The sequence below is a fragment of the Methylobacterium sp. Leaf88 genome, assembly GCF_001422795.1.
GTDB lineage: Bacteria > Pseudomonadota > Alphaproteobacteria > Rhizobiales > Beijerinckiaceae > Methylobacterium.
This window is the reverse complement of the sequence record NZ_LMMK01000007.1, coordinates 82,023-102,241: the sequence shown is the minus strand read 5'-3', so window position 1 is coordinate 102,241 and position 20,219 is coordinate 82,023. Positions and strand designations below refer to the sequence as shown.

Annotated in this window: 20 protein-coding genes; 3 read left to right on the top strand and 17 right to left on the bottom strand. The window is 68.7% G+C overall.

Going from position 1 to position 20,219, the window contains the following annotated elements; translation table 11 throughout:
• Window positions 1-13: 13 nt before the first annotated feature.
• From ASF20_RS04735 to ASF20_RS04700, 8 genes are all read right to left on the bottom strand, one after another.
• Complete coding sequence (locus ASF20_RS04735) at window positions 14-1,960, bottom strand: PrkA family serine protein kinase (RefSeq protein WP_056220971.1); 1,947 nt, start codon at window positions 1,958-1,960, stop codon at window positions 14-16.
• A 198-nt stretch (window positions 1,961-2,158) separates the two neighbouring features.
• A complete protein-coding gene (locus ASF20_RS04730; protein ID WP_056220968.1) occupies window positions 2,159-2,605 on the bottom strand; it encodes a hypothetical protein in 447 nt (148 codons plus the stop codon).
• Window positions 2,606-2,738: 133 nt separating this feature from the next.
• The gene (locus ASF20_RS04725; protein ID WP_244472586.1) at window positions 2,739-3,209 is read right to left on the bottom strand and encodes a MerR family transcriptional regulator; all 471 of its coding nucleotides are present in this window, start codon (window positions 3,207-3,209) and stop codon (window positions 2,739-2,741) included.
• Window positions 3,210-3,276: 67 nt separating this feature from the next.
• On the bottom strand, window positions 3,277-3,597 hold the full coding sequence (locus ASF20_RS04720) for an integration host factor subunit alpha (protein ID WP_056220962.1): 321 nt from the start codon (window positions 3,595-3,597) through the stop codon (window positions 3,277-3,279).
• Between the two features lie 116 nt (window positions 3,598-3,713).
• Complete coding sequence (locus ASF20_RS04715; protein WP_056271431.1) at window positions 3,714-4,721, bottom strand: beta-ketoacyl-ACP synthase III; 1,008 nt, start codon at window positions 4,719-4,721, stop codon at window positions 3,714-3,716.
• A 28-nt stretch (window positions 4,722-4,749) separates the two neighbouring features.
• Entirely contained in the window at window positions 4,750-5,784 is a 1,035-nt protein-coding gene (gene plsX / locus ASF20_RS04710; RefSeq protein WP_056220954.1) for a phosphate acyltransferase PlsX, read from the bottom strand.
• 187 nt (window positions 5,785-5,971) lie between these two features.
• Window positions 5,972-6,496, bottom strand: coding sequence for a DUF177 domain-containing protein (locus ASF20_RS04705; RefSeq protein WP_056220951.1), 525 nt, complete (start codon window positions 6,494-6,496; stop codon window positions 5,972-5,974).
• Window positions 6,493-7,092 carry a ubiquinol-cytochrome C chaperone family protein gene (locus ASF20_RS04700; RefSeq protein WP_156394300.1) on the bottom strand — a complete coding sequence of 200 codons (600 nt, stop codon included), beginning with the start codon at window positions 7,090-7,092 and terminating at the stop codon, window positions 6,493-6,495. Before ASF20_RS04700 ends, ASF20_RS04705 begins: the two co-directional genes overlap by 4 nt.
• 238 nt (window positions 7,093-7,330) lie before the next feature.
• Here ASF20_RS04700 and ASF20_RS04695 point away from each other — a divergent pair, with 238 nt between their 5' ends.
• Both ASF20_RS04695 and ASF20_RS04690 read left to right on the top strand, forming a co-directional pair.
• On the top strand, window positions 7,331-7,828 hold the full coding sequence (locus ASF20_RS04695) for an outer membrane protein assembly factor BamE (RefSeq protein WP_056220949.1): 498 nt from the start codon (window positions 7,331-7,333) through the stop codon (window positions 7,826-7,828).
• A gap of 124 nt (window positions 7,829-7,952) precedes the next feature.
• The gene (locus ASF20_RS04690) at window positions 7,953-10,406 is read left to right on the top strand and encodes a PAS domain-containing protein (protein ID WP_056271428.1); all 2,454 of its coding nucleotides are present in this window, start codon (window positions 7,953-7,955) and stop codon (window positions 10,404-10,406) included.
• Between the two features lie 5 nt (window positions 10,407-10,411).
• Here the strand turns inward: ASF20_RS04690 and ASF20_RS04685 are convergent, their stop codons facing one another.
• The 7 genes from ASF20_RS04685 to ASF20_RS04655 all read right to left on the bottom strand — a co-directional run bounded on the left by ASF20_RS04685 (window position 10,412) and on the right by ASF20_RS04655 (window position 17,785).
• Window positions 10,412-10,636, bottom strand: coding sequence for a hypothetical protein (locus ASF20_RS04685; protein WP_056271425.1), 225 nt, complete (start codon window positions 10,634-10,636; stop codon window positions 10,412-10,414).
• Between the two features lie 41 nt (window positions 10,637-10,677).
• Window positions 10,678-11,400 (bottom strand): HAD-IA family hydrolase, encoded by a 723-nt coding sequence (locus ASF20_RS04680; protein WP_244476327.1) that lies wholly within the window; start codon window positions 11,398-11,400, stop codon window positions 10,678-10,680.
• The gene (locus ASF20_RS04675) at window positions 11,397-13,295 is read right to left on the bottom strand and encodes a PAS domain-containing protein (protein WP_056271422.1); all 1,899 of its coding nucleotides are present in this window, start codon (window positions 13,293-13,295) and stop codon (window positions 11,397-11,399) included. Before ASF20_RS04675 ends, ASF20_RS04680 begins: the two co-directional genes overlap by 4 nt.
• Before the next feature lie 178 nt (window positions 13,296-13,473).
• On the bottom strand, window positions 13,474-14,565 hold the full coding sequence (locus tag ASF20_RS04670; protein ID WP_056271419.1) for an alkene reductase: 1,092 nt from the start codon (window positions 14,563-14,565) through the stop codon (window positions 13,474-13,476).
• Window positions 14,566-15,208: 643 nt separating this feature from the next.
• A complete protein-coding gene (locus ASF20_RS04665) occupies window positions 15,209-16,867 on the bottom strand; it encodes an FAD-dependent monooxygenase (RefSeq protein WP_056271416.1) in 1,659 nt (552 codons plus the stop codon).
• Window positions 16,868-16,896: 29 nt separating this feature from the next.
• Window positions 16,897-17,265 (bottom strand): antibiotic biosynthesis monooxygenase family protein, encoded by a 369-nt coding sequence (locus ASF20_RS04660; RefSeq protein WP_056271413.1) that lies wholly within the window; start codon window positions 17,263-17,265, stop codon window positions 16,897-16,899.
• A 1-nt stretch (window position 17,266) separates the two neighbouring features.
• A complete protein-coding gene (locus ASF20_RS04655; protein ID WP_056271410.1) occupies window positions 17,267-17,785 on the bottom strand; it encodes a MarR family transcriptional regulator in 519 nt (172 codons plus the stop codon).
• A gap of 292 nt (window positions 17,786-18,077) precedes the next feature.
• On the opposite strand from ASF20_RS04655, the gene ASF20_RS04650 reads away from it, so the two are divergent.
• Window positions 18,078-18,488, top strand: coding sequence for a hypothetical protein (locus ASF20_RS04650; RefSeq protein WP_056271407.1), 411 nt, complete (start codon window positions 18,078-18,080; stop codon window positions 18,486-18,488).
• Between the two features lie 22 nt (window positions 18,489-18,510).
• On the opposite strand, the gene ASF20_RS04645 is transcribed toward ASF20_RS04650, so the two are convergent.
• Window positions 18,511-19,455: a LysR family transcriptional regulator gene (locus tag ASF20_RS04645; protein ID WP_056271405.1), complete on the bottom strand. Its 945-nt coding sequence runs from the start codon at window positions 19,453-19,455 to the stop codon at window positions 18,511-18,513.
• Entirely contained in the window at window positions 19,452-20,102 is a 651-nt protein-coding gene (locus ASF20_RS04640; RefSeq protein ID WP_056271402.1) for a TetR/AcrR family transcriptional regulator, read from the bottom strand. Before ASF20_RS04640 ends, ASF20_RS04645 begins: the two co-directional genes overlap by 4 nt.
• Between the last annotated feature and the right edge of the window lie 117 nt (window positions 20,103-20,219).

Genomic DNA, 20,219 nt, shown 5'->3' with positions numbered 1-20,219 from the left:
CTCGGTCGATGCCCTAGCCCGCCTGCTTCACCCGCATGTACCACTCGACCAGACGGCGGACCTGCCGCTCGGTGTAGCCGCGGGCCACCATCCGGTCGACGAACTCGCCGTGCTTCTTCTCCGTCTCGCCGTCCTTCTTCGAGCCGAAGGAGATCACCGGCAGCAACTCCTCGACCTGGCTGAACATGCGGCGCTCGATGACCTCGCGCAGCTTCTCGTAGCTCGTCCAGGAGGGGTTGCGGCCGCCGTGCTGCGCCCGCGAGCGCAGGGCGAACTTCACCACCTCGTTGCGGAAGTCCTTCGGATTGGCGATGCCCGCCGGCTTCTCGATCTTGGTGAGCTCCTGGTTCAGGAGTTCGCGGTTCAGAAGCTGCCCGGTCTCCGAATCCTTGAAGTCCTGATCCTCGATCCACGCATCGGCGTAGTCGATGTAGCGATCGAACAGGTTCTGACCGTAGTCGTGGTAGGATTCGAGGTAGGCCTTCTGGATCTCGTGACCGATGAACTCCGCGTAGCGCGGCGCCAGCTCCGTCTTGATGAATTCCAGGTAGCGCTTCTCGGTTTCGGGAGGCAGCTGCTCGCGCCGCAGGGCCTGCTCCAGCACGTACATGAGGTGGACCGGATCGGCCGAGACCTCGGTCGTGTCGTGGTTGAAGGTCGCCGCCATCACCTTGAAGGCGAAGCGGGTGGAGATCCCGTCCATGCCCTCGTCGACGCCAGCGGCGTCCTTGTACTCCTGCATCGAGCGGGCGCGGGGATCGACCTCGCGCAGGGACTCGCCGTCGTAGACCCGCATCTTCGAGAAGGCGTTGGAATTGGCGTGCTCGCGCAGGCGCGAGAGCACCGAGAAGCGGGCCAGCATCTCCAGGGTTCCCGGCGCACAGGCGGCGTCGGACAGTTCGGAGCCCGAGACCAGCTTCTCGTAGATGCGCTGCTCCTCGGTCACACGGAGGCAGTAGGGCACCTTGATGACGTAGATGCGGTCGATGAAGGCTTCGTTGTTCTTGTTGGTCTTGAAGGTCTGCCACTCGGACTCGTTCGAGTGGGCCAGGATCACGCCAGTGAACGGGATCGCACCGATGTTTTCCGTGCCGACATAGTTGCCCTCCTGCGTCGCGGTGAGCAGGGGGTGCAGCATCTTGATCGGCGCCTTGAACATCTCGACGAATTCGAGGACGCCCTGGTTCGCCCGGTTGAGGCCGCCGGAGTAGGAGTAGGCGTCGGGATCGGCCTGCGAGAGCGTTTCCAGGCGCCGGATGTCGACCTTGCCGACGAGGCTGGAAATGTCCTGGTTGTTCTCGTCGCCGGGCTCGGTCTTGGCGATGCCGATCTGGCGCAGGCGCGAGGGGCGGACCTTGATGACCTTGAATTTCGAGACGTCGCCGTTGAACTCGTCCAGTCTCTTGAGGGCCCAGGGGCTCATCAGGCCCGTAAGTCGTCGCTTTGGGATGCCGTAACGCTCCTCGATCTCGGAACCCATCGTTTCGGGGTCGAACAATCCGAGCGGACTCTCGAAGACCGGCGAGACCTCGTTGCCGGCCTTCAGCACGTAGATGGGGTGCGTCTCCATCAGGGCCTTGAGGCGCTCGGCCAGGGAGGACTTGCCGCCGCCAACGGGGCCGAGCAGGTAGAGGATCTGCTTGCGCTCCTCCAGCCCCTGTGCCGCGTGGCGGAAGAACGAGACGATCCGCTCGATCGTCTCCTCCATGCCGTAGAACTCGGCGAAGGCGGGGTAGACCCGGATCGTGCGGTTCATGAACACGCGCCCGAGGCGCGGGTCCTTCGCGGTGTCTACGAATTCGGGCTTGCCGATCGCCTCGAGGATGCGCTCCGCGGCGGAGGCGTACATCAACGGTTCGTCGCGGCAGGCTTCGAGATACTCGGAGAGGCTCATCTCCGTATCGCGACGCGCCTCGTAGCCACGGGCGAAGCTCTGGAACAGGTCGTTCGTCGACGGCATAGGCTTTCCGATCCCCTCACGACAGCGACAGCTTCATCCTGTCTCGCCTTGGATGCAACTGACAGGCCCAGTTTTGTCGCAGCGCATTCACGACGGAACTTGGGCGTGGGATGCGTGCCACAGTGCACCAGGCGGCCCTGCCATTCGGGTTCGGTGTCGGAGCCGCGGATGGCAGACCACCGCGGCCCCGGGGGAGGCTCAAAGGTCCGTGGAATCCTTCTTCGCCGCGTCCGGCTTGGTCGCGTCGGGTTTGGCGGCGCCGACCGTGATCTTGATGTTCTGGGTCTGGACGTTCCCGTCGGAATCCTTGACGTCCACCGTCACTTCGTCGCTGCCGGTGAATCCGTCCTTGCTCTGGTAGAACACCGCCTGAACGGCGGCCTCCTTGCTGGGGCAGCGGTACTTCGCCGGGGTCTTGATCTTGCCGACCTTGGTGATCAGCGAGCCGTTCTTCGGCGCGCCGCTGACGCGGATCTCGGGCATCGGGCCGGTGGAGCAATCCTTCTTCAGGTTCGGCACGATGGCGAGGCGCACGCTCTTGCCGCTGGCGGCAGTCTCGCTGCGGGTGACCGTGGTCTGCGCCAGGGCCGGCCCCGCCAGGAGGGTGCCGGCGGCCAGGAAGGTGAGGGAACGGGCGAGCAGCATGCGGGACGAACTCCGATCACGCCGGGCGATCCGCGCGGGACGCGGTGGATTCGGCCCGGCTACAGCGGATGTGGGGATCGCAGGCGCGGCCGTCGAGTGGGCGTTCGCCCTCCCCGCGATCACCGCTCCGCCCTCAGGCGTCGCCGATGGGTTCGGGAGGCAGGCGCAGGCCCGCCAGGGCGGCACGGCATGCCCGGAGGTCCGCGAGGGCGTCCGCCAGGACAGCCCGCTGCGCGGCGGTGAGGCCGTCCCCGGGGGCGAGGTCGGCCGCGGGCGCCTCGTGCTCGGCATCCTGGAGCGAGGGGGCGGCCGCCACGGCCTCGCCCCGGCCCACCGACTGGACGAAGCGCAGGCCACGTTCCCGCAGGACCCGCTGGGCGCCCTTGATGGTGTAGCCCTGCCCGTGCAGCAGGTGCTTGATGCCTTTCAGGAGGTCAAGATCGTCGGGCCGGTAATAGCGCCGGCCGCCGGCCCGCTTGACCGGGCGGATCTGCGTGAAGCGCGTTTCCCAGAAACGCAGGACGTGCTGGGGCACGTCGAGTTCGTCCGCGGCTTCCTTGATGGTGCGGAAGGCGCCCGCGCTCTTCTCGGGACCCTCACGCACGGCCGCCTCCCCGTCGCGAGAATCGGATTTTGCGTCTTCGATCCGCGCGGCGAGGGACATGGCGGGCCTACGCGTCGTCGTGCTCGGCCGCGCCGTTCAGGCCGTTGATCCGGGCCTTCAGCACGTTCGAGGGCTTGAACACCATGACCTGGCGGGGCTCGATCGCCACCTCGACGCCGGTCTTCGGGTTGCGCCCGACCCGACGGCCCTTGCTGCGCACCACGAAGGACCCGAACGAGGACAGCTTCACCGTCTCGCCGCTGGCGAGGCAGGCGCAGATCTCGGACAGCACCGTTTCGACCAGGGCGGAGGACTCGGTCCGCGAGAGGCCGACCTGCTGGTAGACGGCCTCGCTCAAATCGGCGCGTGTGACCGTCTTTCCCGTCATGCGATATTCCCCAAGGCGATTCGAGTTTTCTTAGTATCTCTATGATTGCGCACGCTAATCGGCGTTCAGGCCGGGGTCAACAGTGCGTGAGGCCCCGTTTCGGAAACCGGTCGCGCCTACCAACGGATGAGGGCCGCGCCCCAGGTGAACCCGCCGCCGATCGCCTCGATCATCACGAGGTCGCCGGGCTGGATCCGGCCGTCCTTGCGGGCGACGTCGAGGGCCAGGGGGATCGAGGCCGCCGAGGTGTTGCCGTGCCGGTCGACGGTGAGGACCACCTTCTCGCGGGCGATGCCGAGCTTGTCGGCCGACGCCTCGATGATCCGCCGGTTGGCCTGGTGCGGCACGAACCAGGCCAGATCCTCGGCCGTGGTCCCGGACGCCCGGAAGGCGTCGTCGACGACGTCGATCACGGAGCCGACGGCGAAGCGGAAGACGTCCTTGCCCGTCATCCGCAGATGGCCGGTGGTTCCGGTGGAGCCCGGGCCGCCATCGACGTAGAGTTTTTCGCGGTGCCGTCCGTCCGAGCGCAGGCTCGCGGTGAGCACGCCGCGATCGGCGCTGCTGCCCTCCCCTTCCCGGGCCTCCAGCACGACCGCCCCGGCGCCGTCGCCGAAGAGCACGCAGGTCGTGCGGTCCTCCCAGTCGAGGATCCGCGAGAAGGTCTCGGCCCCGATGACCAGGGCACGCTTGGCGCTCCCCGTGCTCAGGAACTTGTCCGCGGTGGTCACGGCGTAGACGAAGCCGGCGCAGACGGCCTGGACGTCGAAGGCGAAACCGCCGCGCAGGCCCAGCGCCGCCTGGATCTCGGTGGCGGTCGACGGGAAGGTGTGGTCGGGCGTCGAGGTGGCGCAGATGATGAGGTCGATGTCGTCGGCGCCGAGGCCCGCCTCGTCGAGGGCCGCCCGGGCGGCGCGCGCGCCGAGGACCGAGGTCGTCTCGGTGGCATCCGCGAGGTAGCGCTGGCGGATGCCGGTGCGCTGCACGATCCAGTCGTCGGAGGTGTCGACGGTGCGGCTGAGCTCGTCGTTGGTGACGCATCGGGCCGGCAGGGCGGAGCCGCAGCCGACCACGACGGAGCGCAGGACCTTTCCGGAATGGGCCGTCCCGGTCGTGACCGTCATGGGGCCGTCCTTCTGTGCGCGGATCGGCTCATGACGCGACCGCGGCCGGCGTCAGGTCGAGCATGTCGCGGATGGTACGCATGAGGTCGTGCCGGGCCATGTCGTGGGCGAGGTCGACCGCCGCCGCGAAGCCGTGCGCGTCCTCGGAGCCGTGACTCTTGATGACGATGCCCTCGAGACCGAGGAACACGCCGCCATTGGCCCGGCTCGGGTTCATCTTGTCCCGCAGGGCCTTGAAGGCCTGGCGGGCGAAGAAGTAGCCGATCTTGGCCGAGAGGGTCCGGCTCATGGCGGCGCGCAGGTAGCTGCCGATCTGCTTGGCCGTCCCCTCTGCGGTCTTCAGGGCGATGTTGCCGGTGAAGCCCTCGGTGACGACGACGTCCACCGTGCCCTTGCCGAGGTCGTTGCCCTCCACGAAGCCGTGATAGGCGAGGTTCGGCAGGTCGGTCTCGCGCAGGTAGCGCGCCGCTTCCTTGACGGCCTCGTTGCCCTTCATCTCCTCGGTGCCGACGTTGAGGAGGCCGACGGTCGGCCGGTCAAGGTCGAACACGATCCGGGCCATGGCCGAACCCATCACCGCCATCTCGACGAGGTGCTCGGCATCGGTGCCGATGGTGGCGCCGACATCGAGGACCACGCTCTCGCCGCGCACCGTCGGCCAGAGGCAGGCGATGGCCGGGCGCTCGATGCCCGCCAGGGTCTTCAGGCAGATCTTCGACATCGCCATCAGGGCGCCGGTATTGCCGGCCGAGACGGCGGCATCGGCCTCGCCGTCCTTCACCGCCTGGATCGCGCGCCACATCGAGGACTTGCCGCGCCCCGAGCGAACGGCCTGGCTCGGCTTCTCGTCCATGGAGATCGCCATCGTCGTGTGGCGGATCTCGACGGCGCCCTTCAGGCGCGGCTCGGCGGCCACCAGTGGCGTGAGGATTGCCTCATCCCCGAACATCAGGAACGTCATCTCGGGATGGCGCTCGCGGGCAATGGCGGCGCCGGGCACCACGGTCGTGGGGCCGTGGTCGCCGCCCATGGCGTCGAGCGAGATGCACACTCTCTGGGACATGGTGGGTGGCCGGTGGCCTCTGATCGCGGAAGGAACGGCCTCCCGGCGGGAGGCATCACGGTGGGCGGGGTGGCGGCGGACGACCGGCCCCCTGCCCGGCGGGGCGGAAAATAGCGATTGAGGCCCGGTGGGCAAACGAAATCTGAGCGTTTCGCCCAAAGCCGGTCCGATGTGCTGGTCGCGGATCTCAATCGTTGGCGGGCTTGAGCCCGCGCAGGGCCGCCAGCGGCGGCTCGTCCAGATCCTCGATATGGGGCTCGAACGCGACGCCGGGCTTGCGCGGATAGGGGTCGAGCCCGAGCGCCAGGAACTCGCCCGTGATCGCGCCGAAATCGATCTTGCCTCCCACGATCGGGTCGGGGACGTCGGCATCCTCCGCGTCGGTCCCCGCGAGCCGGTCGGTGTCGGTGAACAGCAGGTCCACCGGCTCCGAGACCGGCCCCTCGAAGGGCTCCAGGGACACCGTGCAGACCTGCGTCACCTGCGCCGTCACCGTTCCGCGCACCCGGAAGGCCGAGGGTGGGCCGCTCGTCTCGAAGGTGCCCACGAGGTCCCGGATGGCCGGGATCTCGAAGTCGGCGGCCAGGGCGGCACACTCCTCCGGGCTTGCGGTGACGACGAGCCGCCCATCGCTGCGGCGCAGGCGGTCGACGCTGACGATCCGCGCGAGCGGTCCGGTCTCTCCGTGACGGGGCGTATCGTGGCGGGTCATGGGACGATCCGTGTCGTGGTGCCGTCCGGTCCGGCCGGGGGAGCGGCGAAGGATTGCGGCGGCGGGAATGCCGGGCCGGTGGCGATCAGCCCGTCGAGGTCGGTCCGGGCCAGGGCGACATCGCTGGCGAGGACGTAGCGGGCGAGGCCGGCCGCCGCCGCCGGTGCGCCGACCCCGAGGACGTTGCGCGCGAGCGCTGCCGTCAGCGCCGCCGTATCCCCGGCATCGAGGGCGGCATCGTAGCCCTCGGCCCGGCCGTAGAAGGCGGATCCGAGCTTCTTCATGCGCTTCGGGACCCCGAAATCGCCGATGCCGGATTCCCGAAGGGACGAGTCGAGCTGCAGGAACACCGCGTTCACGAGGTCCTGGGCCACGTCGGCCGCCGGTTCCGGCAGGCGGTTCAGGCGGCGCAGAACCAGGATGACGTGCAGGATCAGGCACTCGAACCGTCCCTCCAACGTGTCGGGTACGCCGAGGTGGAGGTAGAGGTCCGGTTGGCGGGCCGCCTCGTTGATGCGCCCGTGCAGCGTCTCGATCACCCGCTCGCGCGGGCTCGACCGGCCCCAGGCGCGGAGCCGGTCGAGGAGCCCCGTCATCATGCACATCTCCCAGGCTCGCCGGGCGCGAAGCCGGCGCGGACGGCCGGCGGGTGTGGCCGGGCTTGCCTTGTCAAAACCATAACCCCGCGTTACGGCAGCGAACGGTCAAGGTGCAACCTCCATCGGGATACTTCTTGCCTCGGTGTCGGGTCGGGATCGGGGCCGCAAGACACCGTCACGGAAGACGCCTTCCCGGAAGTCGCGTCCAGTTTCTCACTGTCAGCAAGGGTGGCCGATGTCGCGCCGTCTCGTCTCGTCGCTCGCTCGCCTCGCCGTCCTCGGCGTGATCGGTGCCGGTGTGTCCGGCTGCATCGGCGAGGACATCCGCCACGGCTACCAGATCGACCAGGCCGCCCTCGCCACCGTGAAGCCCGGGATGAGCGCCGAGCAGGTGCTGCAGATCCTCGGCACGCCGTCCACCGTTTCTACCGTCGGCAACAAATCGTGGTACTATATCAGCCAGAACACGCGCCGCACCGTCCTGTTCCTCGGCGAACGGGTCGAGGACCAGAAGGTCACCGCCGTCTATTTCAACGGCGCCTTCAAGGTCGAGCGCGTGGCGCTCTACGGCCTGCAAGACGGTAAGGTGTTCGACTTCATCGAGCGGACTACGCCGACCAGCGGCGCCGATCGCGCCTTCCTCAGCCAGCTCTTCCGCGGCCTGACCAAGTACGAGCCGTTCGGCAGCGGGTCCGGCACCAGCGTCGTGCCCGGCGCCAATCGCGGTCTGTAGGCATCGCGGTCCACCCCTCGGGAACCGAGGGGTTGGGCGACCGGCCGACTGAGGGGGCGCGCGTGTGGCGCGGACCGTGAATGGCTCGCCCGGGCTCGACGCCAGGCGGGCAGAGGACCCGAGGATGCCGTTTCGCGAAGCCTTTCTCGTCGAGGGTGGCGAGACCGGCGCGCTCCTGCGCAGCCATGACTGGTCGGCGACCTCGCTCGGCATGCCGGGCGGCTGGCCCCAGGCCCTGAAGACGCTCATCGGCGTGATGCTCGGCTCGCAGCAGCCGATGCTGATCGTCTGGGGGCCGGACTACATCACCCTCTACAACGACGGCTACGCCGCTATGTGCGGCGCCCGCCATCCGGCCGCCCTCGGCGGCTCGTTCCGCGACCTCTGGCACGACATCTGGGATCAGGTGGAGCCGATCCTGGCCCGCGCCTATGCGGGCGAGGCGACGCACATGGACGGCATCGCCTTCATCATGCACCGCAACGGTTATCCGGAGGAGACCTACTTCTCCTTCGGGTACACGCCGGTGCGCGACGAGGCCGGGCAGGTCGTCGGCATGTTCTGCGCGTGCGCCGAGACGACGGGCCGGGTGCAGGCCGAACGGCGGGCGAGCGCCGAGCGCGAGCGCCTCGAGCAGCTGTTCGCCCAGGCTCCGAGCTTCATGGCCGTCCTGCGCGGGCGCGAACACCGCTTCGAACTCGCCAACCCGGCCTACCGGCGCCTCGTCGGTGACCGGCCGCTTCTGGGTCGGACCGTCGCCGAGGCTCTTCCGGACGCCGTAGACCAGGGCTATCTCGACCTTCTCGACACCGTCTATCGCTCCGGCGATGCCTTCACGGCGACGGCCTCGAAGCTCACCCTGCAGGGCGTGGCGGACGGGGCGGAGGTCGAGCTCTATCTCGACTTCGTCTACCAGCCGATCTTCGACGATGACGGCGCCGTTACCGGCGTCTTCGTCGAGGGCGTCGACGTCACCGACCGGGCGCTCGCCGAGATCGCCCTGCGCCGGAACGAGGCGGAATTGCGCTTCCTCAACGCCGATCTGGAGCGCCAGGTCATCCTGCGCTCCAACGAGCGCGGACTGACTTGGCTGGTCAGCCCGGACCTGCTCGGCGTGCTGCACCCGGACGGCTACTTCGAGCGCCTGAACCCGGCCTGGGAGGTCGTGCTCGGCTGGTCCGAATCCGAGATCGCCGGCCGGTCCGTGCTCGACCTGATCCATCCGGACGACGTGGAGCGCACCGCCGAGGTCGTCGGAGCCCTGGCGGGCGGCACGCCCGTCTTCCGTTTCGAGAATCGCTATCGCACCCGCGACGGCGGCTATCGCTGGCTGTCCTGGACGGCGGTGCCGGAGGGCGGGCGCTCCTACTGCAGCGGCCGCGACATCACCGAGGAGAAGGCGCGGGAGGCCGCCCTCGCCCAGGCCCAGGAGGCCCTGCGTCAGGCGCAGAAGATGGAGGCCGTCGGTCAGCTCACCGGCGGCGTCGCCCACGATTTCAACAACCTTCTGACCGTCATCAAGTCCTCCACCGACCTCCTGAAGCGGCCGGGCCTCGCCGAGGATCGCCGCCGCCGCTACGTCGATGCGATCTCCGACACCGTGGCGCGGGCCGCCAAGCTCACGGGCCAGCTCCTCGCCTTCGCACGGCGCCAGGCCTTGAAGCCCGAAACCTTCAACGTGGGCGCGGGCGTCGCCGCGATCAGCGAGATGGTCGGCACCCTGACGGGGGCCCGCATCGCCATCGTGGTCGAGGTGCCGGAGACGCCCTGCTACGTGCATGCCGATCCGAGCCAGTTCGACACCGCGCTGGTGAACATGGCGGTCAATGCGCGCGACGCCATGGAGGGCGAGGGCCGGCTGACGATCCGCGTCGGCGCCGTCTCGGGGATCCCGCCCCTCGACATCCGCGGGGACGCCTTCGTGGCCGTATCGCTGACCGATACCGGCTCCGGCATCGCCGCGGGGGACCTGCACCGGATCTTCGAGCCGTTCTACACCACCAAGGGCGTCGGTCAGGGGACCGGCCTCGGCCTCAGCCAGGTGTTCGGTTTCGCCAAGCAGTCGGGGGGCGAGGTTCTCGTCGAGAGTGAGCCGGGGCGCGGCTCGAGCTTCACCCTCTATCTGCCGCGCGTGTCCGGCCTATCCGAAACCGCCAGGCCGCCCGAGGAGGCCGAGCCGCTGACGGAGGGGCACGGCACCTGCGTCCTCGTCGTCGAGGACAACCCGGAGGTCGGCCGCTTCGCGACCCAGACCCTGGCCGAACTCGGCTATCACACGGTCTGGGCGACCTCCGCCGCCGATGCCCTGCGGCAGCTCGAGAAGATTCCCTTCCGTTTCGAGGTGGTGTTCTCCGACATCGTCATGCCGGGCATGAATGGGATCGAGCTCGCCAAGGAGATCGTCCGGCGGCGGCCCGACCTGCCGGTGGTGCTGGCCAGCGGGTACAGCCATGTTCTGGCCGAGGAGGGGGCCCACGGGTTCGAACTGCTGCACAAGCCCTATTCGGTGGAGCAGCTCTCAAGGGTCCTGCGGAAGGCGGTGGCCCGCAGTCGTCGCGGACGGCGCGATCGGCCCTGACCGCTTCAGCGGCTTCCCGGCTCGCTGGAATCGAGCTGCGCGATCAGGCTCGCGAACAGGTCGGAGACCTCGGATTCGGGCTGAGGGGCATAGGTCGCCTGCAGGCCGCCGGCGAGGCAGGCGATCAGGAAATGCGATCGCGCCCCGCGGGCCCGGAACCGGCGGACCCCCGGCTCCCGATCCGGAGAGACGGCCGGTCCGATCGGTTGCGATCGCTGCGTCTTGTCCATGCACAAGCTTTCCAAGTGTAGCGTCGCTCCGGATGCCTCACCTAACGGACGTTAACGTGGCGTGCGGAGGGAGCAATAGGCAATCCGGCCGGCCGGAGCGCTGTGCACTTTCCAATCCCCTGTGGCGGGGTCGACACGACGGTCCGGCCGATCGCCGCGGGGTCGGCGAAGAGGTGCTCCGGCGTTCGCGCCGCAAGTGCGTCGACGCGGGTATAGCCCCAGGTCACGGCCCCGAAGGCACAGCCCGCTTCGGTCGCGGCCTGATGGTCGCGAATCTCGTCGCCGACGTAGAGCGCCGCGGACGGGGCGAGGCTGGCGTCACGGATCAGGGCACGCAGGCGATGGGCCTTGCCGAACAGCGACGCACCGCAGGTGTAGTGAGTGAAGTGGCGGGCCGCCGGTCCCAGCGCCCGCCGGATCGTCGCCTCCCGATTCGAGCTCGCGATGCCGAGGCGCAGGCCCGCTCCGTCGAGGTTGGCGAGCAGGTCCGGCACGCCGGGAAACAGCCGGATCCCCCCAATATCCCGGGCCGCGAGCCGGTGCATGTGCCGGGTGATCAGCGGTAGCTTCCAGGCTGGAATCCCGAGATGCCGGACGATGCCCCGCGCATCCATGCCCCGGAGCGTCTCGGTCTCGTGCTCTGCGATGCGGGCGAAGCCGTAGCGGTCGGCTACGCCGTTGATGACACCAGCGAACCAGGGAAAGCTGTCGGCCAGGGTCCCGTCGAAATCGAAGACGACGAGGCGATACGGAGGGAGACTCACGATTTGAGGTGATCCACCGGAATGACGAGGCGCATCACGAGACCGCTGGGGGCCCAGTCCTGCTCCAGCGTACCGTCCAGCTGCCCGACGACGCTGCGCTGCGCCAAGACCGTGCCGAAGCCCTGCCGGGTCGGCGGACCGGTCACCGTGGGGCCGCCGCTCTCCGCCCAGGTCAGAATGTAGGATGGGCCGTCACGCCGGCCGGTGAGGCGGACGCCGCCGGTCTCGGTCGAAAGGCCGCCATACTTTATCGCGTTGGTGGCCTGCTCGTGCATGATCAGCGCCAGCGCCGTGGCGGCGCGCTCGCCTACGGCCACGTCGTCCCCGTCGACGACGATCCGCGCGCGCCCGTCCTGCACGTAGGCCGCCATGATCAGGCGCATCAGGCCGAACAGAGTCTGGCCCTTCACCACGGGGGCGCTCGCCGGGGAGTGCGGGCGGACGTATTCGTGCGCCTGCGCCAGGGCGCCGAGGCGCTCCCGGAAGGCCGAGACGAAGGGACGGGCGGCCGGATCGGTCCGGGCCGACAGGCCGGCGATGCCGCCGACCACGGCGAAGATGTTCTTGATCCGGTGCGACAGTTCCTTTATCAGGAGGTCCTGAGCCTCCTCCGCCCGCTTGCGCTCGCGCAGGTCGCGGGTGACGGTGGCGTAACCGACGAACCGACCCTCGTCGTCCCGCACCGGGAAGATGTTGTAGAGGACCGCGATCCCCTCCCCCGTCCCGAAGTGCCGGAAGGCGAGCTCGCCCTCCCACCAGCCCTGCCGCTCGACGGCGGGCAGGACCGTTCCGGTGACGAGCGCCTGACTCTCGGGCATGAAATAGTCGAGGAGCTGCGTGCCGGCCACCGCGGTGACGTCGGGGAGTCCGACGAGGCGGCGTCCGGCCTCGTTGATGTGCTGGACGAACCCCTCCCGGTCGGCCATGCCGATGAAGTCCTGTGACTGCTCGACGATGGCGGCGAGTTTCAGCGCCTCGGCCTCCGCCCGCTTCAGGTCCTCGATATCGGTGCAGGTGCCGAACCAGCGCTCGATCCGCCCCTCGGCATCGAAGAGCGGCATCGCCCGCCCCAGGGTCCAGCGATAGGCCCCGGAATGGTGGCGCAGGCGGTACTCGACCTCGTAGGGGTCGCCGGTGGCCAGGCTGTGGCGCCAGCGCGACCAGGCCCGGTCCTGGTCGTCGGGATGGAACATGCCGTTCCAGGCCTCGCCGTCCGTCGAGCCCGGCGGGACGCCGGTGAACGCGTACCAGCGGTCGTTGTAGAAGTCGTGATAGCCGTCGGGCCGGGTGGTCCAGACCATCTGCGGCATCGCGCCGGTCATCACCCGGAACCGACGCTCGCTCGCCTCCAACTCCGCCTCGCGCGCATCGACTTCGCGGCGGGTCCGGGTCAGCTCGATCAGCGTCGCGGCCTGCCGGGCCAGCGCCTCCAGCATCTCGGCCTGCACCGGGGTGATGCCCTCGGGACGCGCGATGCCGTCGAGGACGCAGAGAGTGCCGAGGGGATAGCCCGAGCGCGAGCGAATGACCGCACCGGCGTAGAAACGGAGCTGCCGCTCCCCCGTGACGAGGGGGTTGTCGCGGGTGCGCGGATCGAGGGTGAGGTCCGGGATGACGAGGAGCGCTTCGGCCTCAAGGGCGTGCGCACAGATCGACATCCGCCGTGGTGTCTCGGGCAGCTCGAACCCGACGCGTCCCTTGAACCATTGCCGGTCCGCTTCCACGAGGCTGACCAGCGCGATCGGCGCATTGCAGAGCAGGGCCGCGATGCGGGTCAAATCGTCGTAGACGGCTTCCCGGCCGGTCGCGGCGAGATCCAGGCTGGCGAGCTCCGCCAGCCGATCGGACTCGGTCCATCCGGTCTGCGCGACTGAGCAGGCATCGGTCGATGGCAAAAGCGGCTATCCTCGTCGGTCGCAACACATAGGATGTCTCCCGTCCGAGCGATAGCGCTAACGGTCTTCGATGTGGATCGAGGTGAATCCGCGATGGTCCGGGTCCCACGACAGTCGAGGAGCCGCCTCGTGTATAGAACTATACAGTAGACGGCTCCGATCGGCTCGTGTCGGCGGCTCAGGCCGCCTTGGCGGCACCCTGGGTCGGATAGTCGACGTAGCCTTCCGGACCCTGGCTGTACCAGGTCTTCATTTCGTCGTTGTTCAGTGGGGCGCTCGTAAACAACCGTTCCGGCAGGTCGGGGTTGGCGATGAAGGGCCGTCCGAAGGCGATGGCGTCGGCCTGGCCCTCGTTGAGGGCCGCCTGCGCCCGCGGGCCGTCGTAATCCGAGTTCAGGATCAGGGGGCCGTCGAAGGCCGCCCGCATCGCCGGGGCGATCGGGGGATGATTGGACGTCCCGAACGTGCCGTTCGGGCCCGGCTCCCGCAGCTCGAGGAAGGCGATCCCGATCTTCGAGAGGGTCGCCGCCGCGGCGCCGAACAGGGCCTCGGGGTTCGAATCATCCACGCCCTGGATCGCGCCGTTGGGCGAGAGGCGCACGCCGGTGCGGTCCCGGCCGACGGCCTCAGCCACGGTGCGCGTCACCTCCGTGAGCAGGCGCAGACGGTTCTCGATTGAACCGCCGTAGGCGTCGGTGCGGAGGTTCGTGCCGTCGCGCAGGAATTGGTCGATCAGGTAGCCGTTCGCCGCATGGATTTGCACGCCGTCGAACCCGGCCGTCATGGCGTTGCGCGCGGCGCGGTCATAGTCGGCCAGCAGGCGCGGAATCTCGTCGACGGACAGCGCCCGCGCCTCGGCGTAGGGCTTTTTGCCCGCGTAGGTGTGCGCGGCGTCCGGGGCCGTTGTCGCCGAGGCCGAGATCGGCTTCTGGCCGCCGAGGAAGTCCGGATGCACGATGCGGCCCATGTGCCAGAGCTGGCAGACGATCTTACCGCCGGCGTCGTGCACGGCCTTCACCACCGGCTTCCAGGCCTCGACCTGTCCATCAGACCAGATGCCCGGCGCGAAGGGCCAGCCCAGCCCTTCCTGCGAGATGCCGGTCGCCTCCGTGAGGATCAGGCCGGCGCTGGCCCGCTGGCGATAATACTCCACCATGATCGGCGTCGGCACGTGCTCGCGCGAGGCGCGGCCGCGGGTCAGCGGCGCCATGAAGACTCGGTTCTTGGCGTCGATCGCGCCGATGCGGATCGGGTCGGACAGGGAAGGCATGGAGGAAGCTCACGTTGTTTCAAGGACGAACGGACGGCGCGCGGATTTCGCCGCGCCCGTCGATGTCCTCATGTGGTCGTCGCGCCGGGCACCGCCAGACGTCGGCGTCCACCGACGCACCCCGCCCGTGCGGGCGCGCACGCGCCGTTCGATTTCGATCGACTCGCGCGGCTCCTAAGGAGCGAAGGGGCGGCTCACCCGCCTACGACGGTGCGCCGACAGAGCGATCGGTGAGATCCGGTCGGGACGCGAGGCTCCGCATGGCTGCTCTTAAGCCTGCCCCGGTTCACGGTCGCGCCGCGAAATCCGGGGTGACGCGCGTCTCCCACTCGGGTATCGCTCCTTCCATCGCTGCGGAAGCGAGAGGGCCTGTAGCTCAATGGTTAGAGCCGACCGCTCATAACGGTCCGTCCAAACCATCGATCCCCTGGGCGGGACTCACCTTTTTTCCGGTAGGGCACGAGAAACGGCACGATTATGGGCTGGCTTAGGCGCTAAGCTGAGCCCGCATCCTTCAATTCCGGACCTCGGGGGAGTGAGCCCTGATCCGTTCCCTGACAGCAGTTCACCCGCCTACTGCTCTGCTGCCAACCCTCGGGTCGAGCCACTGGATGGCCACCTTAATTCAAGCCATCAACTCGCTTCAGATAACGAATACCCGTCGGCAGTACGCAGCCAAGCGCTCCGGCCGGTCGGCCGCGTCGCGATAGGCGATATGCCCATCGGGTCGAACGAGGACAATCGAAGGCTGGCCTTCCAGGCCGTAGGCGCCATGCGCCTTGCCGTCGAGGTCCGACAACATAGGCACCTCCCCCGCATCGATGGCGGGACCCGCCAAGACAAGGCGCGGCCGCACACAGCCCCACGGGGCGACGGCCTCGATGGCCGCTCGAAGTGAAGGCTCCGCCTCCGGTGACCGCCCGTCGAAACACAGCAGGGCCCAGCCCGTCGTCCGCCCATCCGGGTTGTAGAGGTAGGCGAACAGCGAGGTCGTCGCCCCGGCCCGCGTGACCTCGGCCTCGGGGGCCCGCTCGCCAGCCCTCGGCCCGCGGTTCAGGAGGTGGGTCACGCCAGAGAGATGGTCTTCGTTTAGCGGGCTCTTCGGGTAGCTGACCGAGAGTTGCTGCAGGTCGTCCGTGCCCTGGAGCAGGGCGCCGATGCCCGGCACCACCTTGGCCGCCAGGCCCAGGGCCACGTCCGTGACGGTTCCCCGGTAGACGGTCCGGCGGAAGCCCTTCGCCTGCTGCTCGCTGAGCCTGGCGTGCTCGCCGCCGCGCTCGGCATCGTAGGATTCGAGGACCGCGGGCGCAATCTCTCCGCGCAGCGCCGCCGCGAGCCGCCACGCGATCTCGACGGCATCATGCAGGCCCGCGTTCATGCCCTGGCCGCCGATGGGCAGGGACAGGTGCCCGGCATCGCCGGCCAGGAACACCCGGCCACTGCTGTATCCGGGGGAGACACCGTACTGGAAGCGGCTGTGGGTGAGCCACTGCGGATCGGTCAGCGTCAGGGTCTCGTCGCGCGTGACCTCCCGAGCCACCGCCTGGATCTCGTCGAGCGTCGGATCACGGTCCGGCACCCCCGCGTCATCGGCCAAGAAGAACAGTCGATGATAGCCGCCCCAGACCGGCATCACGCCGCAGAAGCCGCGCTCGTAGTAGAAGAACCAGAGCTGATCGGGTTCCAGCGACCGCCGCCAGGACAGCTTCGCGTCGACCTGACGGTTCATCCGGCCCTCGAACCGCTCTGGCACGAAGTCCAGGCCCAACTGGGTGCGCACCGTGCTCTTGGCGCCATCGGCGGCGACCAGGTAGCGGCAGCGCAGGAGCTCCTCAGGCCCGTCGTCTCCGCGCCTCACCGTGACGGTCACGCCATCGCCGTCCTGGGCGACGGCCACGACCCTTCCGCCGCGCTGCATCCGGCCGCCGCGCCCTTCGTAGGTTTTGATCAAGGTCGTCTCGATGACGTCCTGCCCGCTGTAGAGGACCTGCGGGTGGGGACTGGTGACGTCGTCGATCCGGATCGGCGTCGTGGGCGTGCCGTTCATGAAGAAGTTGACCAAACGGATCGGGTAGGCGCGCTCCGCGATGGCGTCGCGCAGGCCGACAGAGGCCAGGAGTTCCTGTGGCCGCGCCCAGAGGTTGTTGGCCCGGGAATACGCCCGGACCTCGGTCCTCTCCTCCAGGATCAGGCAATCGACCCCGTGATGGCGCAGGGCGCAGCCCGTAGTCAGGCCGACGGGACCGGCGCCCACGACGATGACCTCGGCGTCGTAGGGCTCGGTCGTCGCTTCAGATGGCATGAAAGCCTCAAGCTGGAGAACGGATGAGCTCACGCCGCGCAGATGCCGGGCACGTCGACCTTCCGGAACAGGTGCGGGCTCACCGTCGCGGTCTCGGGATAGTCGGACAGGCGGGCCCGGAACTCCGGATTGGTGAAGGCGGCCCGGAAATCAGCGATGCTGTCCCAGACGGCGTAGTTCAGGAACACGCCGCTGCCGGCGATGCCGCGATGCAGTTGGGTCGATACGAACCCGGGCTGCCGCGTCATGACCTCGGCGTCGGCCGTCCAGGCGGCGAGCAGCCGGTCGGCATCGGCTGGCCGGGCCACGAAGGTGTTGATCAGGACGACCGGGCCACCCTCGTCCTTCAGTTGGTCCGCCAGGGTGACGGTCTGGTCCATCTCGATGAACTTGGGCACATCAGGCTCCTTGTGTCTGGGTTCGGGTTCCGATGGCGGCCGCCGGCTCGGACCTTTCGATCCGTTCCCGCATCTCGCGCAGCAGGGTGCTGGCAGCTTCGAACGCCTCGGGCGATAGGCCGGCGGCGAGGGTATCGGTCCAGCGCTCCTGCCGCTCGATGGCGACGCGATAGGCGACCTCACCGCGCTCCGTCGCTACGACCAGCATGGCCCGCCGGTGATGCGGGTTCGGCTCCAGGCGGACGAGGCCATCCGTCCGCATCTCGTCGACCAGGCGCTGCACGGCCTGCCGCGTCAGGCCCATGTTGCGGGCGATATGAGCGACCGGCAGCGGCACGGGCGAGAGCGCGATGGCTCCCAACACCTGCCACCGGGCGCTCGTCAGACCAAGATCACCGACGAGCGTGTCACCAGCGGCTAGCAGTTCGCCGTTGATGCGGAAGACTTCGATGACGAGACCGGACCAAGCCTCGCGAAGGTGTGCCTGCGCCGACGCAGCGACCTGTTTCTTGGTGCTCATGAGAGACAACATAGCATTCGGACCAAGTTCGTCAAGATGACAATATGCTGTCATATTAGGGATGCGGGCGGCCGGGCGTGCGAGTCTGCTCCATCCTCGCGAGAGGGGCATCGAGTGATTTTCGAGAAGTGGCCAACGGTCTCGCCGAAGTGGAGCTGAAACCGGTCGACCGCTACGACATTGACGATGTCAATGAGCGGTATCAATCTCAACTGTTTGCTCAATTCTCACGCGGTCCGCATCTTCACCTCACCGAACGACGGGACTGCCCGCCGCCCACGAGGATCGAACGATGACCAACCGCATCCGCACCTTCGCAGCCGCCGCCATCCTCACGCTTGGCGCGCTCGCCCCCGCAGCCGCAGCCGACGTGGCTTCCAGCTTCAGCGTGCCTGCAGTCATCGGGGCGGCGTATCACGCGCCGGGCGTGGCACTGAACGCCTCCGATATCCGCCGCCAGGGCGGACTCTCGGTGCCTTCCGTCTCCCGGTGGGTCCAGGCCCGCGCGGAGACGGTTTCCGTCGAACCGTTGAAGGCGCCGGGCGTGATCACCAGGGCGTACCGCAATCCGCGCATCGCCTCGGACGCCTCCGGCGTGCTTCGCCAGGGCGGCTTCGCGACCGCGGGTGTGGTTCGGTGGCTGCCGACCGCCCCTGCCACCGCCGAGGCCGACGCGGGGAACGTCAGGCTCGGCTCGCTTTAATGCCGGGCGCTAGCGCCCGGCCTCACAGGGCGTTGGCCTGATCCTGCGCGGCCTCGCGCCCGAGGCGCACCATGACCTCGCGCAGCCACCGGTGCGCGGGGTCATGGTCGTATGAGGAATGCCAGACCATCGAGATGGTGGAGGCTTCGAGGGACACCGGCACCGGGCTCGTGGCGAGACCGAGCTGCGCGGCGAAGCCGAGGGCGAGCGCGTCGACCATCGTGGTGATGACCGGGGCGGCCTGGACGTGGAAGGCCACGGTCGTGAACCGCGGCGTGGTCGCGGCCATCCTGCGCCGCTTGCCGATGGCGGCCAGGGAGATGTCGACCACCCCGCGATCCGCGCCGGTTATGCTCGTCATGATGTGTGGGAAGCGCAGGTAATCGTCGAGCGAGAGCGGCGGCGCGACCCCGAGGAGCTCCGGGTTGAACAGGCAGAGGTAGCCGAAGCGGTAGAGCGCCCGGACCTTGTGATGCGCCTGGCCCTCCGTCACGACCCCGACCGCCAGGTCGACTTGGTCGGCATCGAGTTCCCCCAGCACGTTGCCGTAGTCGAGGGCGCGGAGCCTTAGGCTTATGCCGGGCGCCTCGCGTCCCAGCAGGGCCAGCAGCCGCGGGATGAGATGCGCCTCGACGCTGCCCGGCACCGCGAGGGTGAAACCGCGCTTGACCGTGGCAGGATCGAAAGAATCCTCGCGGAGGACGATGCACTGGAACTGGCGGACCGCCGACCGGACGGGCTCGACCAGGGCGACCGCCCGCGGGGTCAGCCGCATGCCGTCCGGGGCCCGCGTCAGCAACTCGTCGCCGAGCAGCTTCCTCAGTCGGCCGAGGCTGCTGCTCATGGCCGACTGGCCGACGTTAAGGTGGCCCGCCGCACGGGTGACGCTGCGCTCGGTCAGGAGCGCGTCGAGGGCCACCAGCAGGTTGAGGTCGATCCCGGCGAGGTCGCGATGCTTGACCGTCATGGTCGCCCGCGCCCATCGGCAGGGGCGCCTGAGCCGGCATGCGGCAACAGCGCGAGGGACGCCTCGGCGATGCGCTCAAGCTCCGCCCGCGCGGCACCGTCCCGCGCCTGGACCGACAGGCCCTGCAGCAGCGTGTTGAAGGTCGAGGCCAGCGTCGCGATGTCGGTCCCGAGCGGCAGGTCGCCGGCGTCGAGGGCCCGCTCGAAGCGCTTGCGGAAGTTGGTCCGGCTGACCTCCCGCAAGGCCCTCAAGGCGTCGTGGACGTCCTGTGCCTCGGGCGAGACGTTCGCCGTGCCCAGGACGACCATGCAGCCGCACGGCGCGTCGAGAGAGGTCAACACGGCGGCCGCCTCGGCCATGAACCGCCCGACCGCGACGCGCAGGTCCGGCTCCTCGTCGAGGAGCCTCCAGGGAGCCGCCCAATAGGTGGTCTCGTAATGCTCGACCGCCTCCATGAAGAGGGAGGCCTTGTTGCCGAAGGCCGCATAGAGGCTCGGCGGGTTGATCCCCATGGCGGAGCAAAGCTCGCCCATGGTCGCCGGCTCGTAGCCATGCTTCCAAAACACCTCCAGTGCGCTGTGCAGGGCTTGGGTCCGGTCGAAGGTGCGCGGCCGGCCTTTGCTCCTGTGCGGCGTGATCGCGCTCATCGCGTCCTCGGTGTGCTGGCGCACATGAGCCCCCGGAGGGACTCGCTGCGGGTTGACGGCGTGTAACGCCCGTTACAGATATAGCGTCAGTAACGCCCGTTACAATAATCGATTCCG